Consider the following 15,816-nt stretch of genomic DNA (forward strand, 5'->3'; position numbering starts at 1 on the left):
GGCACCCCCGAAGGTGCCTTTTTGCGTAATACAGCATGCGGTATTAACCGTATATATTAGCGCGGTCGCGCAGTTCCTTGCCAGGCTTGAAGTGAGGGACGTATTTACCTTCCAACTCAACTTTTTCACCCGTTTTGGGATTACGACCAACACGCGGAGCACGGTAGTGAAGTGAAAAACTGCCGAACCCACGGATCTCAATCCGATCACCTTCAGCCAATGTAGTGGCCATCTGTTCGAGCATCTCTTTCACTGCATCCTCAACCACTTTGGCTGGGATATGAGATTGCTGTCCAGCAAGTCTTTCAATAAGTTCAGACTTGGTCATAGTTCCTCCAAGTACATGGTTATAAATAACCATGATAACTTACTACCGTTCCAAGAATGAGCAACCAATGTTGCTCATTCCACCGTTATTACTCGCCTTTTGCTGCTTTGAACGCTTCTGCCATCGCGTTAGAGAAATTGCCTTCTTCTTGCTTGGTATTGTTCACCGTCTCAATGGCATCTTTCTCGTCGGCTTCGTCTTTAGCACGAACAGACAGGCTGACAACACGGTTCTTACGATCCACACCGGTGTATTTCGCTTCAACGCTATCGCCAACGTTCAGCACCAGCGTTGCGTCTTCAACGCGGTCACGTGAAGCTTCAGAAGCACGCAGATAGCCTTCAACGCCGTCCGCTAATTCAACTGTAGCACCTTTGGCGTCAACTGCAGTAACTTTACCAGTAACAATAGCGCCTTTCTTGTTGACAGACAGGTAGTTATTGAACGGGTCTTCAGCCAGTTGTTTCACGCCCAGGGAAATACGTTCGCGTTCTGCATCAACCTGCAACACGACAGCGGCGATTTCATCGCCTTTCTTGTATTCGCGAACGGCTTCTTCGCCAGCCACGTTCCAGGAGATGTCGGACAGGTGAACCAGACCGTCGATGCCGCCATCCAGACCGATGAAGATGCCGAAATCAGTAATGGACTTGATCTTGCCTTCAACGCGGTCGCCTTTGTTGTGGGTTTCAGCGAATTGCTGCCACGGGTTGGCTTTGCATTGTTTCAGACCCAGGGAGATACGACGACGCTCTTCGTCAATATCCAGAACCATAACTTCCACTACATCGCCGACATTAACCACTTTGGACGGATGAATGTTTTTGTTGGTCCAATCCATTTCGGATACGTGCACCAGACCTTCAACGCCTTCTTCGATTTCAACGAAGCAGCCGTAATCAGTCAGGTTGGTCACGCGGCCAGTCAGACGCGTGCTTTCCGGGTAACGCTTAGCGATAGCGACCCATGGATCTTCGCCCAGTTGTTTCAGGCCCAGGGACACACGAGTACGCTCGCGGTCGAATTTCAGCACTTTAACCGTGATTTCATCGCCCACATTGACGATTTCGCTCGGATGTTTAACACGTTTCCATGCCATATCAGTGATATGCAGCAAGCCGTCAACGCCACCCAGATCAACGAATGCACCGTAGTCAGTGAGGTTCTTGACGATACCTTTAACTTCCATGCCTTCTTGCAGGTTTTCCAGCAGTTGATCGCGTTCAGCGCTGTTTTCAGATTCAATAACCGCACGGCGGGAAACCACAACGTTGTTGCGTTTCTGATCCAGCTTGATCACTTTGAACTCAAGCTCTTTGCCTTCCAGATGCAGCGTGTCACGAACCGGACGAACGTCTACCAGAGAGCCTGGCAGGAATGCACGAATACCGTTGAGCTCAACCGTGAAACCGCCTTTGACTTTACCGTTGATCACACCGGTAACCGTCGCTGCTTCTTCGTAAGCTTTTTCCAGCATCAGCCATGCTTCATGACGTTTAGCTTTCTCACGAGACAGCAGCGTTTCACCAAAGCCGTCTTCAACAGCGTCCAGCGCGACGTCTACTTCATCGCCAACCTGAATTTCCAGTTCGCCCTGCGCGTTTTTAAATTGCTCCACCGGAATGGCGGATTCAGATTTCAGACCGGCGTCAACCAGTACGACATCTTTATCAATAGCAACCACAACACCGCGAACGATGGAACCAGGCCGGGTTTCGATTTCTTTCAGGGATTCTTCAAAGAGTTGAGCAAAAGATTCAGTCATGTTGATAATCTTAGGAGTCTTCAATTTAACGTCCATCTGGCATCCTGCTCGATGGGGTTGTTTAACATGCCCCGCTGTGCATCCTTACAGCGAGGTAAAAATTCGGGTGGTTGCGATCGCTACGCTAAAATTTCGCGGGCATAAGCCAGCGCACGCGCAATCACTTCATCGATCGTCATTTCCGTCGAATCCAGCACTAATGCATTAGCGGCTGGCACTAAAGGCGCGACGGCCCGATTACGGTCACGATCATCCCGTTCCCTTATCTCGGATAAAAGACGCTCAAAGTTAACACTAAAGCCCTTCTCCTGCAACTGTAGCATGCGACGTTGCGCACGCTCCTGCGCGCTGGCATCCAGGAAAATCTTCACCGGCGCGTCCGGGAACACCACGGTTCCCATATCACGGCCATCCGCAATCAGCCCCGGCGCTTCACGAAAAGCCCGCTGCCGCCGCAACAATGCTTCTCGAACCCGGGGGAGCGCCGCGGCTTGAGAAGCCGTATTGCCGACGGTTTCAGTGCGGATTTCATTGCTGACATCCTCACCTTCCAAAATCACTTTCAACTGCCCGTTTTCCGCCATAAAACGCACATCCAGGTGAGATGCCAACGGCACCAGCGCCTCTTCCGACTGAATATCTACGTGATGGTGTAACGCCGCCGAAGCCAGTACGCGGTAAATTGCGCCCGAATCCAGCAAATTCCACTGTAAAGCTTCTGCCAGCGCTTTGCACAACGTACCTTTGCCTGCGCCACTCGGTCCGTCAACCGTAATCACCGGTGCAGTCACCGCCATTATTCTCTCCTTTACACTGGGAAATCCCGTTGATGCCGTTTAAGGCATTACGGTGCTTCATTATACGCATCAATAGCGAGAAAGGTTACATTGACGGGGAAAAATAAGACCACGCCTAATCAGTACCGATCAGGCGCAGGGGGGAAATCCGGCAACACAAGGAAAGCGTTACGCCGGTTGGCTCAAACGAGCCAGTTGTTCGAAGTAGTCCGGGAATGTCTTGGCGGTGCATTTCGGGTCCAGAATGGTGACTGGCGTATCGGACAACGCAACCAGTGAAAAGCACATTGCCATCCGATGATCGTTATGCGTCCCGATTTCCACACGCTTCAGCACGGCGGGTGGAGTAATGCGGATATAATCATCACCCTCTTCCACCTCGGCGCCAAGTTTGCGCAATTCAGTCGCCATGGCCGTCAGGCGATCCGTCTCTTTTACCCGCCAGTTGTAAATATTGCGCAGCGTGGTGGCGCCGCCCTGAGCAAACAACGCGGTTGTCGCGATAGTCATGGCGGCATCCGGAATATGGTTCATATCCATATCAATGGCATGAAGTTCACCACGCTGACATTCGATATAGTCGTCGCCCCAACGGATATGCGCGCCCATTTTTTCCAGCACATCGGCAAAGCGAATATCCCCTTGCACGCTGTCGCGGCCCACGCCGGTGACACGCACCGTTCCGCCTTTTATCGCGGCGGCGGCCAGGAAGTAAGACGCGGAGGAGGCATCGCCTTCCACCAGATATTCTCCCGGCGCACGATATTGCTGACGACCGGCGACAAAGAATCGCTGGTAGCTCTCATTACGCACATCCACGCCGAACGTTTTCATCATGTGCAATGTGATATCAATATACGGTCGGGAAACCAGTTCGCCCTGGATCGTGATCTGCGTGTCTTGCGCCGCCAGCGGCGCGGTCATCAGCAGCGCGGTGAGAAACTGGCTGGAAACACTGCCGTCAACGCTGATTTCGCCGCCCTGGAAACCACCGCGCAGACGCAGGGGCGGATAGTTTTCCTGCTCCAGATAATCGATTTTTGCGCCGCCCAGACGTAACGCATCAACCAGATGCCCAATCGGACGTTCTTTCATCCGTGGCTCTCCGGTGAGCACGATGTCGCCGTCGCTCAGGCACAATGCCGCCGCCAACGGACGCATAGCGGTGCCGGCGTTTCCCAGAAACAGTTCGATCGGGCGGGCGGTTTTAAACGCGCCGCCCTGCCCCGTAATCTCGCACTCAGTACGATCGGCGGAAAGTTGATAATCCACCCCCAATGCTTGCAATGCATTCAGCATATGGCGCACATCGTCGCTATCCAGCAGATTGGTTAATCGGGTTGACCCTTTAGATAAGGCGGCCAGTAAAAGTGCGCGATTCGATACGCTTTTTGAACCAGGCAAATTAAGCGTGCCGTTAACCAGTATGATGGGCTGTAGAGTCAGGGATTCCTGCATGCGCAACATATTCTCCAATCGTGAACACAAAGCCCCGGTTTGCCCGGGGTTTTTAATCTATCTATAAAAACATCATCAGGCCATTAGCCGTGACGACGCGCAAAGTCAGCCATGAAATCGGTCAGCGCCTTGACGCCATCAATTGGCATTGCGTTATAAATGGACGCCCGCATACCGCCAACGACACGGTGTCCCTTCAGCGCGTGCAGGCCCGCGGCATGCGCTTCTTCAAGAAACACGTTATCCAGCGCGGCATCGGCCAGCAGGAACGGGACGTTCATCCGGGAGCGGTTGGCGCTTGCGACATCATTGCGGTAGAAATCGCTGTCATCAATCACGCCATAAAGCAGATTGGCTTTATCGCGGTTGCGTTTTTCCATTTCAACCAGTCCCCCCTGCTCCTTCAGCCATTTGAAGACCATACCGGAGAGATACCAGGCGAATGTCGGCGGCGTGTTAAACATGGAGCCATTATCAGCCAGAATCTGATAATTCAGGATGGAAGGCAATTCAGGACGCGCGTTGCCCAGCAAATCATCTCGAACAATGACCAGCGTCAGTCCCGCCGGACCGATGTTTTTTTGCGCGCCGGCATAGATGACGCCATAACGACTGACATCAATGGGACGTGACAAAATGCTGGATGAGAAGTCCGCCACGACAATTTTGTCGCCGAAATCCGGTTCTTCTTCAATCGCTACGCCATCAATGGTTTCATTCGGGCAATAATGTACGAACGCGGCTTCATCTGATATCTGCCATTCACGCATTGGCTTCACGGCACGCAGGCCATCGACACGTGTTTTCACATCAATGACGTTGGGAGTACAGTATTTTTCCGCTTCGCTAACCGCACTGTGCGCCCAGTAGCCGCAGTCGATGTAATCGGCCTGCGTCTTGTCTCCCAGCAGGTTAAGCGGTACGGCGGCGAACTGCGCTCTGGCGCCGCCATGACAAAACAGCACTTTGTAGTTGGAGGGGATTTTCAGCAAATCTCGCAGATCTTGTTCGGACTCAGCCGCAACCTGCATAAACTCTTTGCTACGGTGGCTGATTTCCATTACCGATGTACCCAGACCATGCCAGTTACATAATTCCTGTTCAGCGCGACGTAATACTTCCACCGGCAGCATAGCTGGACCGGCGCTAAAATTAAAAATCTGAGTCATTTCCCCTCACCACATCTGAAAAATTGCGACTGTATTATCACCCGCGTCCTAAACACGTTGGTTATAAATTCAACGCGGTTTAACGCCTTGTCATACCCTGCATCGGTTTTATCATTCGTCACTCCTGGCTGCAATGCTTATTACTCTCCGTGCATTAAAACTCGCAGGTAAACAAAGCATCATCGATCCATCAAACGCACGCTGTTATCAACGTGTAGAGAATAAATAGAGTCCGGGTTAAAAAGCCCGTATTATGCCCCTCCTGTTATTACTTCACTAAGTGAAAACCATGAGCCAAACATTTATCCCAGGCAAAGACGCCGCCCTGGAAGATTCCATCGCCCGTTTTCAACAACAACTCCAAGACCTGGGGTTCAACATCGAAGAAGCCTCCTGGCTGAATCCGGTGCCGAATGTCTGGTCCGTGCATATTCGCGATCGTGAATGTCCGCTGTGTTTCACCAATGGTAAAGGTGCCAGCAAGAAAGCTGCGCTGGCCTCGGCGTTGGGTGAATATTTCGAACGTCTGTCGACTAACTATTTTTTTGCTGATTTCTATCTTGGCAAAACCATTGCGAATAGTGAATTCGTTCATTATCCGAATGAAAAATGGTTCGCCATTCCAGCGGATAATTCGCTGCCGGAAGGTATTCTTGATGCGCGCTTGCGCGAGTTCTACGATCCAGAACAAACGCTTGGCGCCAGCGACCTGATCGACCTGCAATCCGGTAATGAGGCGCGAGGTATCTGTGCCCTGCCGTTCACGCGCCAGTCTGATCAGCAAACCGTATATATTCCGATGAACATCATCGGCAATCTCTATGTTTCCAATGGCATGTCGGCGGGCAATACCGCCAGTGAAGCCCGAGTTCAGGGGTTATCAGAAGTTTTCGAGCGCAGTATCAAAAACCGTATCATTGCCGAATCCATCAGCCTGCCGGCAATTCCGCAAGCGATATTGAACCGTTATCCGGGCGTCGTCGAAGCCATTGCCACGCTGGAAAAAGAGGGTTTTCCGATTTTTGCCTACGACGCGTCGCTGGGTGGAAAATATCCGGTAATTTGCGTGGTATTATTTAACCCGGCAAACGGTACCTGTTTCGCTTCGTTCGGCGCGCATCCTGATTTTGGCGTGGCGCTTGAACGCACCGTGACCGAACTGTTACAAGGGCGCGGACTGAAAGATCTGGATGTTTTCACGCCGCCGACCTTTGATGATGAAGAAGTGGCGGAACACGCGAATCTGGAAACCCATTTTATTGACTCAAGCGGTCTGATCTCTTGGGATATGTTCAAAAAACAGGCCGATTATCCCTTCGTCGACTGGCGTTTCAGCGGCACCACGAAAGAAGAATTCGCTACCCTGATGGCGATTTTCCAACAGGAAGATAAAGAAGTTTACATCGCTGACTATGAGCATCTGTCCGTTTACGCTTGTCGTATCCTGGTTCCAGGCGTGTCGGACATTTATCCCGCGGAAGACCTGGTGTTGGCAAACAACAACATGGGCGCGCATCTGCGCGAAACGCTGCTTGCGCTGCCAGACAGCCAATGGGAAAAAGAAACCTATCTGGCGTTGATCCAACAACTGGATGACGAAAGCCTGGATGATTTCACTCGCGTGCGCGAATTATTGGGTATCGCCACCGGCAAGGATAACGGCTGGTTCACGCTTCGAGTCGGCGAGTTAAAAGCGATGCTGGCGCTGGCTGGCGGCGATCTGGAACAGGCATTGATCTGGACCGAATGGACGCAGGACTTCAACGATTCCGTCTTTACGCCGCAACGCAGGAATTATTATCGTTGTTTGCAAACACTGTTGCTGTTGGCGATGGAGCCGGAGCGCGAACCATCCGAATACGAGGACGCTTTTGTCAAAATGTATGGACGCGAAACCGTCGATGCCGCCAGCGCTGCCATCAATGGCGAACAATGCTTTTACGGCCTTTTCGCGGTGGATGATAATTTCACCACGTTGCCAGCCCACCAGTCGCTGCTGGCGGTTTACGAAAAGCTACAGCGCGCAAAACGTCAGTACTGGCAAGGTAAATAGCATCCGTCTTGCGGGCGGATATTAACGATGCGGCATGTGAAAACAGCATGCCGCGCACATGTTCACCATCAAAATAACTCAATACCCCTTATTTATTAAGGGATATCTGATTAGTGATAAGCATTTATCCGCCAATTGCATAATAAAAAATGTTATTAAATGGTAGATAATTAATTAAATTACATTGCGAGCACGGAATTAAAATTACACAAAACATTATTTTTATTAACGTCAAATCAGGTAGTGACCTTCGAGCTTTAAAATCTTTACGTAAAGATTAAAATATTTTTTTATTTTGTAAATCAACAAATTAAGCAGATAAAACAGCATTTATGACGTACCGGAACCGCAGCTAGTTTCGCTCAATATGATCCACATCAAATTTTGCCGTATACTGCTTTGTTATTATTTCGATGCTGATAATTTTTAAGAGAGAGTTAGTGTGAAAGCTGACAACCCCTTTACGCTATTACTGCCGGCTGCAATGGCGAAAGTCGCCGAAGATGCCGGTGTCTATAAAGCAACAAAACACCCGTGGACCACTTTTTATTTGGCAATTACTGCTGGCGTGTTTATTTCGATTGCCTTTGTCTTTTATATAACATCGACTACGGGTACTTCAACGATACCTTTCGGCATTGCCAAATTGATCGGTGGGGTTTGCTTCTCTCTGGGGTTAATGCTGGTTGTGGTTTGCGGCGCGGACTTATTCACTTCCACCGTACTAATCGTGATCGCCAAGGCGAGTGGACGAATCACCTGGAAGCAACTAGCATTTAACTGGGTCAATGTCTATATCGGCAATCTGATTGGCGCATTGTTTTTTGTCGCCCTTATCTGGTTCTCAGGCGAGCATATGGTCGCTAACGGCGCCTGGGGACTCAATGTTCTGCAAACATCTGAACACAAACTTGAGCACACGTTTGTCGAAGCGCTTTCCCTCGGCATTTTGGCAAATCTGATGGTCTGTCTGGCTGTATGGATGAGCTATTCTGGTCGTACTCTCACTGACAAAATGTTTGCGATGATTTTACCGGTCGCAATGTTTGTCGCCAGCGGTTTTGAGCACAGCATCGCGAATATGTTCATGATCCCGATGGGGATCGTGATCAAGAATTTCGCGGCGCCGGAATTCTGGCAGGGCATCGGCATGGTGCCGTCTCAGTTTGAACATTTAACCGTCGGCAACTTCATTATCGACAATCTAATTCCCGTAACGATTGGGAACATCATTGGTGGTGGTTTGCTGGTAGGTTTAACATACTGGGTAATTTATTTGCGCGGGGGAGATAAGCACTAAGGTGCTATCGACCGCAACACCGGGTTCTAAGAAATCCATATCAAAGGTAGGTGTAAAATGACCGATCTAAATGAAAAACTGGCCAATGCGTGGGAAGGATTTAATAAAGGCGAATGGCAGGACAGCGTAAACGTTCGTGACTTTATCCAGAAAAATTATACGCCGTATGAAGGTGACGAGTCTTTCCTGGCTGGCGCAACCAAAGCAACCACAGTGATGTGGGATAGCGTTATGGAAGGTATCAAACAGGAAAACCGCACCCTCGCGCCTGTTGATTTTGATACCAATATCGCCGCTACCATCGTTTCTCATGATGCCGGCTATATCAACCAGGACCTGGAAAAAATCGTTGGTCTGCAAACCGAAGCCCCGCTGAAACGTGCGCTGATCCCATTCGGCGGCATCAAAATGGTTGAAGGTTCCTGCAAGGTTTATGGCCGTGAACTGGATCCTCAACTGGAAAAAATCTTCACCGAATACCGTAAAACACATAACCAGGGCGTATTTGACGTTTACACGCCCGATATCCTGCGCTGCCGTAAATCAGGCGTTCTGACGGGTCTGCCCGATGCTTATGGTCGTGGCCGCATCATCGGCGACTATCGTCGCGTAGCGCTGTACGGTATCGACTACCTGATGAAAGACAAGTTTGCCCAGTTCACTTCTCTGCAATCCAAACTGGAAAACGGCGAAGATCTGGAAGCAACTATCCGTCTGCGTGAAGAAATCGCCGATCAGCATCATGCGCTGTCTCAAATCAAAGAAATGGCCGCTAAATATGGTTGTGACATTTCCGGCCCGGCGAAAACGGCGCAAGAAGCCGTACAGTGGACCTACTTCGGCTACCTGGCCGCGGTGAAATCGCAGAACGGCGCGGCAATGTCTTTTGGTCGTGTATCCACTTTCCTGGATATCTATTTAGAACGCGATCTGCAAGCGGGCAAAATCACTGAGGAAGAAGCTCAGGAACTAATTGATCATCTGGTCATGAAACTGCGTATGGTGCGTTTCTTGCGTACCCCTGAGTATGATGAGTTGTTCTCCGGCGATCCGATCTGGGCAACCGAATCTCTGGCTGGTATGGGTGTTGATGGCCGTACACTAGTTACCAAAAGCAGCTTCCGTTTCCTGAACACCCTGTACACCATGGGGCCGTCTCCTGAACCGAACATGACCATCCTGTGGTCTGAAAAACTGCCGCTGAACTTTAAAAAATACGCGGCCAAAGTCTCCATCGATACCTCTTCTCTGCAATACGAGAATGATGATTTGATGCGCCCTGACTTCAACAACGATGACTACGCCATTGCCTGTTGCGTAAGCCCGATGGTGGTGGGTAAGCAAATGCAGTTCTTCGGCGCCCGTGCAAACCTGGCTAAAACCATGCTGTATGCCATCAACGGCGGCATGGACGAAAAAATGAAAATGCAGGTTGGCCCGAAATCCGAACCGATTAAAAGCGAAGTGCTGGATTTCGATGAAGTGATGGAGCGTATGGATCACTTCATGGATTGGTTGGCTAAGCAGTATGTCACCGCGTTGAACATCATTCACTACATGCATGACAAGTACAGCTACGAAGCATCACTGATGGCGCTGCATGATCGGGACGTATTCCGTACCATGGCATGCGGTATCGCTGGTCTGTCTGTCGCTGCTGACTCCCTGTCGGCCATCAAGTATGCCAAAGTTAAACCTATCCGCGACGAAGACGGTCTGGCGATTGACTTTGACATTGAAGGCGAATACCCGCAGTTCGGCAATAACGACGCCCGCGTCGATGATCTGGCTTGCGATCTGGTTGAGCGTTTCATGAAGAAAATTCAAAAATTGACAACCTATCGTGGCGCAACGCCAACTCAGTCTGTGCTAACCATCACCTCAAACGTGGTATATGGCAAGAAAACTGGTAACACGCCTGATGGACGTCGTTCCGGCGCGCCATTCGGACCGGGCGCCAACCCGATGCATGGACGTGATCAGAAAGGCGCGGTTGCCTCTCTGACCTCGGTTGCCAAGCTGCCGTTCGCCTACGCGAAAGATGGTATTTCCTATACCTTCTCTATCGTGCCGAATGCCTTGGGTAATGATGATGACGTTCGTAAAGCCAATCTCGCCGGCCTGATGGATGGTTATTTCCACCACGAAGCCAGCATTGAAGGCGGTCAGCATCTGAACGTTAACGTGATGAACCGTGAAATGCTGCTTGATGCCATGGAAAACCCGGAAAAATATCCGCAGTTGACCATCCGCGTATCCGGTTATGCTGTGCGTTTCAACTCTTTGACCAAAGAGCAACAGCAAGACGTAATCACTCGTACTTTCACTCAGTCACTGTAATTTCCCTGACTGTCTGAAAGGGCGTAAAATAAAGGCTCCACGACTGTGGGGCCTTTTTCTCACATAGTAAACTAGTTTTGCCAGCCCGCTATACGACGCCCTATCGCAGCATCGGTGGATGGCTGGCAAAATAGATTCGACTCAGCATCTAATCAACGGCCATGCCGCCGTCATGTATTGACTGACAGAATGTCAGACGGGCTTCTGATGACTGAGCTTATAAAGACCGCTATTGATCGGTCAAACTTGGAGAAAACCTCGCAATGTCAACAATCGGTCGCATCCATTCCTTTGAATCATGCGGAACGGTAGATGGTCCCGGCATCCGCTTCATCGTTTTTTTTCAAGGTTGTCTGATGCGCTGCTTGTACTGCCACAATCGGGATACCTGGGATACACACGGCGGCAAAGAAATTACTGTCGAAGAATTAATGAAAGAGGTTGTGACCTATCGCCATTTTATGAATGCCTCTGGCGGCGGAGTGACGGCTTCAGGCGGAGAAGCGATTCTTCAGGCGGAATTCGTGCGTGACTGGTTTCGCGCCTGTCGGGAAGAAGGCATTAATACCTGTCTGGATACCAATGGTTTTGTGCGTCGTTATGAACCGGTCATTGATGAGTTGCTGGACGTTAGCGACCTTGTCATGCTTGATTTGAAACAGATGAACGACGATATCCACCAAAATCTGGTTGGCGTGTCAAACCATCGCACGCTGGATTTCGCCCGCTATCTGGCAAAACGTAATCAACGCACCTGGATCCGTTATGTCGTGGTTCCGGGGTGGTCTGATGACGATAAATCGGCACACCTGCTGGGTGAGTTCACCAAAGATATGTCCAATATCGAAAAAATTGAATTGCTGCCCTATCACGAACTCGGCAAACATAAATGGATCGCCATGGGCGAAGAGTACAAGCTGGACGGCGTCCAACCGCCCAAGGCTGACACCATGGATCGCGTCAAGGCTATTCTGGAAAGCTACGGGCATAAAGTCATGTATTGATGCCAGCCATGGCTGCCGTTACACCTTGGTGTTTTAAAAAACATTGGTTTTTCAAGAAAACATTGATGTCTCAAAACCATTAGTATCTAAAACACTCGTCAGCAATTATATGGTCCATCAGCCTTGTCAGGGATGATGGACCATACGTTATGCCAAACGACCCGCCGCTTTTATTTTCACCTGCACCGCGTTTCCCGGCAGATAAGCCAGCGGAATCTCCTGATAATCAATGATCTCCACGCTACCTGGCATCGCCCCACTCTGCTCCGCCAACGCGATGGTTTGCTGATGCAATGTATGTCTGATTCTATCTCGATCACTGTCAGGCATGCGAACCACTTTATCAATCTGCGTACCGACCAGCCCCAGCGCCACACCGATCGCATTGGCCGCATCAAAATACCGTGGCCGGATAATCTGGCTGATGCCGCATAACGTATCAGGCAGCAGAATGCTCCCCCCGCCCACCAATACCGCAGGCACCGGCGCACCCGATGACTTCATGCGATCGACAGCGTTCTCAACCTCGGCAATCATTTTTTCATACGCTTTCCGGCATAGTTGCTTATCAAATTCAGGAAGCGGTTCGGTCAGTTCGGTTGACCACCGACTGGCATCCAATTGCAGAATCACATCGCTCAGCGTCAACGTCTGGCCGCCGAAACTAATGCTTTCTTCCAGCAAACGATAACCAATACTGTCTGGACCAAGACGTATATCCCCATCCTGGTTATGCCGCACACAGGTGCCGCCGCCAATACCGATCGAGACAATATCCGGCATACGGAAATTAGTCCGCACATCTCCGACTTCAACCGCCATCGCCGACTCACGCGGAAAACCATTTACCAGAACGCCGATATCCGTTGTCGTACCACCGACATCAATGACCAGCGCATTATCCAGCCCGGACAAGTGGTAAGCGCCGCGGATCGAATTAGTCGGCCCGCAGGCCAATGTCAGAATGGGATACTGTTTTACTGTCTCTTCCGTCATCAACGTGCCGTCATTTTGTCCAAAAAACGGCGTAGCCTGAATCCCATGATGGGAAAGCGCCCGCGTAAAGCCCTGAACCAATTGATAAGCCGTACTCTGTAATGAAGCATTAAGGATCGTCGCATTTTCTCTCTCCAGCAGGCCGATGTTGCCTATGCGGTGAGATAATGACAACGAAACATCAGGCAAGGCTGCGCTAACCCAGCTTGCAACAAGTTGTTCTTGCGCACTGTTAATGGGAGAAAATACGCCACATATGGCAATACTCGCCACTTGCCCGCGCATTTTGTCGCAAGCATCCATGACTTCATCAAACAGGACGCAATGAATTTCTCTGCCGTCAAATTCGTAGCCGCCATGAAGCTGATAGAAATGCGCCCCAAACGTTTGACGCCATTGATCACTCCAGCCAAACAGCGGCGGAATGCTATCGCTGCTGGGCAGACTTAATCTCAACAGACCGACGCTATCCAGTCCTTTACGCTCGACAATCGCATTCGTGCATTGCGTCGTGCCCAGCATCGCATAGCGAATCTGCTCAGGCAGGATATCTGACTGCATCAGGATCTGTTCGATAACACGCTCGATACTACTGTAGATATCATTACTGGTAGGAAATTTTGCCGTTGTAATACACTGAAGATTCGCATCCAGAATAGCCGCATCTGTGTTCGTGCCACCCACATCAATACCGAGGCGATAATTATTTTTTCGTAACATTCTTTATTTCCACAAAGGGATAGGGGCCTCAGCGATTTACTAGTTGTTCTATTGGAACAAAATGTACCGGATAGCCAAAATAGCCAGGCCCGGCAACCTCCAGCCCTCTGGGAGTCCGCCATTTCTCATTACAAGGATAGGCGATGACATCGACTCGCTGACCGTAACGCAGTTGCTCAGTGATAATTGGCCGCCCGGTTTCACTATCCAGCACCGAGATCAGATCCGGCACCACCGCCAGCAGATTATCCTGTGTCGGCGCATCGTGTTCGGAAGAGCGATAAGCCAGCAAGAGTTCATTCTGGAACAGCACAGTAAACGACTCGCCTTTGAAACGTCCCATCCCTGCCAGCAACACTTTTCCGCGTGCAAAGCCGCCGGTAGTGCGGCGTTCAGCATCCACAATTTTACCGGAAGCAATAACATGGGCATTAAGTACCGACAGTAAAGCCTGAATAGGATTACTGCCTGAGTGATGCGCCAAACGAAGCGTCTGACCAATCTTTTGGGCCAGAGAGAGCGTGCCGTTAATGGCGCTTTGTTTTAGTTGATAGCCGCGTAAGGGGTAGTCGCACATGGCGCAGGCAGCGCCCATTTGCTCCGTGATTGCTCTGGCCAGGCGTTCCGACCAGAGACCGTCAATCGGATTCAGGATCACCGAATTGCCTTTTTCGTCGGCCAGCGTATTTGGGCCAGATGTAAGACCATCCAAAAAGAAGGTCACCATCTGCGCTTCAGGAAACGCTCGGCCCATGGCATCACAATCCACCACCGGCAACCCTTTTTGCGCCGCAACAACAAAAGGAATTAATGAATTGATACCGCCAACTTCAATAGAAAATGTACCGACTGCCGATTGTCCTAAAATATGCTCCATTGTTTCAAAGGCAAGAACAATTTGCTGCGGTGAAATGACTTTCTCAACCGAAACCGTGGGGGCTCCAATAGTACTGCATGGAATAAAGAGATCATCATCTTTGATATCAATCAGTTTTAAAATAGGAACAGAAGCTCCCTGCCGTAACGCGTGTTTTGCTATCAAAGAACCAATATAAGGGTCGCCACCACCACCAGTTCCAAGAATAGCTGCGCCTAGCGCAATATCATCGATCTTATCATCGTTAATATAACAGAACATTATTCATCCAATTGCGATAACGATATTCCCAGCATTCGAGACTTGTCAGTTAATCTGCTGTGGGAAGAGCTTATGCAAAAATATATAAACCACCATACTGACTAATACCCCATCTAAAGCAGAGATGGTAGTGATGGTAAATACGCCAATAAAATCAGGTGATGACAAAATACTTACAACACATCCACATAGCCAGGATATGGATGCAGGGATGTTTAACATTTTAGCTTTAGATATATCCTGCCTTAAGCGACTGGAATCATGATAGTAGTAGTCTACAAGGTAAACACCTGCAATAGGTGAAATGAGCACACCAAGAAGTGATAGGAAGTAGGTAAAATTATTGATCATCCCATTATATGCCAAGAGAAGACCTAAGAACGCCATAAAAACCACTATGGCAGGACGTGATATCCATCGAATAACAACAGACAGACCCAAGGATGAGGAAATAAGATTACAGCTATTGGTTGTCCATTGTGCAAAAATCAAAACTAAAATAGCGGAGATGCCCAGACCAATATTAAAAAATATCTCAACGAGATCATCACTGCCCACAAGTCGAGTTAGCACTAACGCAACTAAATAGCTGTTCCAAATAGTAGATCACTTTGAGGGAACTCAGTCCGAGTTGAGCGATCTGATCAATCGCTAAAAATCACAAATCACCAACCGGACTGAGCGATGCCGATCATAGCACCAATACCCCGTACCGAACGACGTCGGATGCAGAAAACCATCCATAAAA

12 protein-coding genes are annotated in these 15,816 nt (G+C 49.8%); 4 read left to right on the forward strand and 8 right to left on the reverse strand.

Going from position 1 to position 15,816, the window contains the following annotated elements:
• Positions 1 to 43: 43 nt before the first annotated feature.
• The 5 genes from ihfB to serC form a co-directional block, all read right to left on the reverse strand.
• Positions 44 to 361, reverse strand: coding sequence for an integration host factor subunit beta (gene ihfB / locus DES54_RS10205; protein WP_264090976.1), 318 nt, complete (start codon positions 359 to 361; stop codon positions 44 to 46).
• A 55-nt stretch (positions 362 to 416) separates the two neighbouring features.
• Positions 417 to 2,093, reverse strand: a complete 1,677-nt coding sequence (rpsA, locus tag DES54_RS10210) for a 30S ribosomal protein S1 (protein ID WP_113867073.1) — start codon at positions 2,091 to 2,093, stop codon at positions 417 to 419.
• A 119-nt stretch (positions 2,094 to 2,212) separates the two neighbouring features.
• The gene (cmk, locus tag DES54_RS10215) at positions 2,213 to 2,890 is read right to left on the reverse strand and encodes a (d)CMP kinase (protein WP_113867045.1); all 678 of its coding nucleotides are present in this window, start codon (positions 2,888 to 2,890) and stop codon (positions 2,213 to 2,215) included.
• A gap of 168 nt (positions 2,891 to 3,058) precedes the next feature.
• Positions 3,059 to 4,348, reverse strand: a complete 1,290-nt coding sequence (gene aroA, locus DES54_RS10220; RefSeq protein WP_113867075.1) for a 3-phosphoshikimate 1-carboxyvinyltransferase — start codon at positions 4,346 to 4,348, stop codon at positions 3,059 to 3,061.
• Positions 4,349 to 4,431: 83 nt separating this feature from the next.
• On the reverse strand, positions 4,432 to 5,517 hold the full coding sequence (gene serC / locus DES54_RS10225) for a 3-phosphoserine/phosphohydroxythreonine transaminase (RefSeq protein ID WP_113867047.1): 1,086 nt from the start codon (positions 5,515 to 5,517) through the stop codon (positions 4,432 to 4,434).
• A 289-nt stretch (positions 5,518 to 5,806) separates the two neighbouring features.
• Between serC and ycaO the strand changes: the two genes are divergently transcribed.
• From ycaO to pflA, 4 genes are all read left to right on the forward strand, one after another.
• Positions 5,807 to 7,570: a 30S ribosomal protein S12 methylthiotransferase accessory factor YcaO gene (gene ycaO, locus DES54_RS10230; protein ID WP_113867049.1), complete on the forward strand. Its 1,764-nt coding sequence runs from the start codon at positions 5,807 to 5,809 to the stop codon at positions 7,568 to 7,570.
• Between the two features lie 442 nt (positions 7,571 to 8,012).
• Entirely contained in the window at positions 8,013 to 8,870 is an 858-nt protein-coding gene (focA, locus tag DES54_RS10235) for a formate transporter FocA (protein WP_113867051.1), read from the forward strand.
• 57 nt (positions 8,871 to 8,927) lie between these two features.
• The gene (gene pflB / locus DES54_RS10240; protein WP_113867053.1) at positions 8,928 to 11,210 is read left to right on the forward strand and encodes a formate C-acetyltransferase; all 2,283 of its coding nucleotides are present in this window, start codon (positions 8,928 to 8,930) and stop codon (positions 11,208 to 11,210) included.
• A gap of 263 nt (positions 11,211 to 11,473) precedes the next feature.
• Positions 11,474 to 12,214, forward strand: a complete 741-nt coding sequence (gene pflA / locus DES54_RS10245) for a pyruvate formate lyase 1-activating protein (RefSeq protein WP_113867055.1) — start codon at positions 11,474 to 11,476, stop codon at positions 12,212 to 12,214.
• A gap of 147 nt (positions 12,215 to 12,361) precedes the next feature.
• Here pflA and DES54_RS10250 read toward each other — a convergent pair whose 3' ends face one another.
• From DES54_RS10250 to DES54_RS10260, 3 genes are read right to left on the reverse strand one after another with little or no spacing between them, the layout of a single operon-like run.
• On the reverse strand, positions 12,362 to 13,930 hold the full coding sequence (locus tag DES54_RS10250) for a hydantoinase/oxoprolinase family protein (protein ID WP_113867057.1): 1,569 nt from the start codon (positions 13,928 to 13,930) through the stop codon (positions 12,362 to 12,364).
• Positions 13,931 to 13,958: 28 nt separating this feature from the next.
• Complete coding sequence (locus tag DES54_RS10255) at positions 13,959 to 15,068, reverse strand: S-methyl thiohydantoin desulfurase family protein (RefSeq protein ID WP_113867059.1); 1,110 nt, start codon at positions 15,066 to 15,068, stop codon at positions 13,959 to 13,961.
• A 45-nt stretch (positions 15,069 to 15,113) separates the two neighbouring features.
• Entirely contained in the window at positions 15,114 to 15,626 is a 513-nt protein-coding gene (locus tag DES54_RS10260; protein WP_240634994.1) for a cytosine permease, read from the reverse strand.
• Positions 15,627 to 15,816: the final 190 nt, after the last annotated feature.

This window comes from Brenneria salicis ATCC 15712 = DSM 30166 (genome assembly GCF_003315515.1).
Taxonomy (GTDB): domain Bacteria; phylum Pseudomonadota; class Gammaproteobacteria; order Enterobacterales; family Enterobacteriaceae; genus Brenneria; species Brenneria salicis.

What these genes read in the sequence shown, in the direction of transcription:
- ihfB (WP_264090976.1), bottom strand. Translation starts at nt 361, where the DNA reads ATGGTTATTTATAACCATGTACTTGGAGGAACTATGACCAAGTCTGAA.
- ycaO (WP_113867049.1), top strand. Translation starts at nt 5,807, where the DNA reads ATGAGCCAAACATTTATCCCAGGCAAAGACGCCGCCCTGGAAGATTCC.
- rpsA (WP_113867073.1), bottom strand. Translation starts at nt 2,093, where the DNA reads ATGACTGAATCTTTTGCTCAACTCTTTGAAGAATCCCTGAAAGAAATC.
- DES54_RS10255 (WP_113867059.1), bottom strand. Translation starts at nt 15,068, where the DNA reads ATGTTCTGTTATATTAACGATGATAAGATCGATGATATTGCGCTAGGC.
- pflB (WP_113867053.1), top strand. Translation starts at nt 8,928, where the DNA reads ATGACCGATCTAAATGAAAAACTGGCCAATGCGTGGGAAGGATTTAAT.
- pflA (WP_113867055.1), top strand. Translation starts at nt 11,474, where the DNA reads ATGTCAACAATCGGTCGCATCCATTCCTTTGAATCATGCGGAACGGTA.
- cmk (WP_113867045.1), bottom strand. Translation starts at nt 2,890, where the DNA reads ATGGCGGTGACTGCACCGGTGATTACGGTTGACGGACCGAGTGGCGCA.
- aroA (WP_113867075.1), bottom strand. Translation starts at nt 4,348, where the DNA reads ATGCAGGAATCCCTGACTCTACAGCCCATCATACTGGTTAACGGCACG.
- serC (WP_113867047.1), bottom strand. Translation starts at nt 5,517, where the DNA reads ATGACTCAGATTTTTAATTTTAGCGCCGGTCCAGCTATGCTGCCGGTG.
- DES54_RS10250 (WP_113867057.1), bottom strand. Translation starts at nt 13,930, where the DNA reads ATGTTACGAAAAAATAATTATCGCCTCGGTATTGATGTGGGTGGCACG.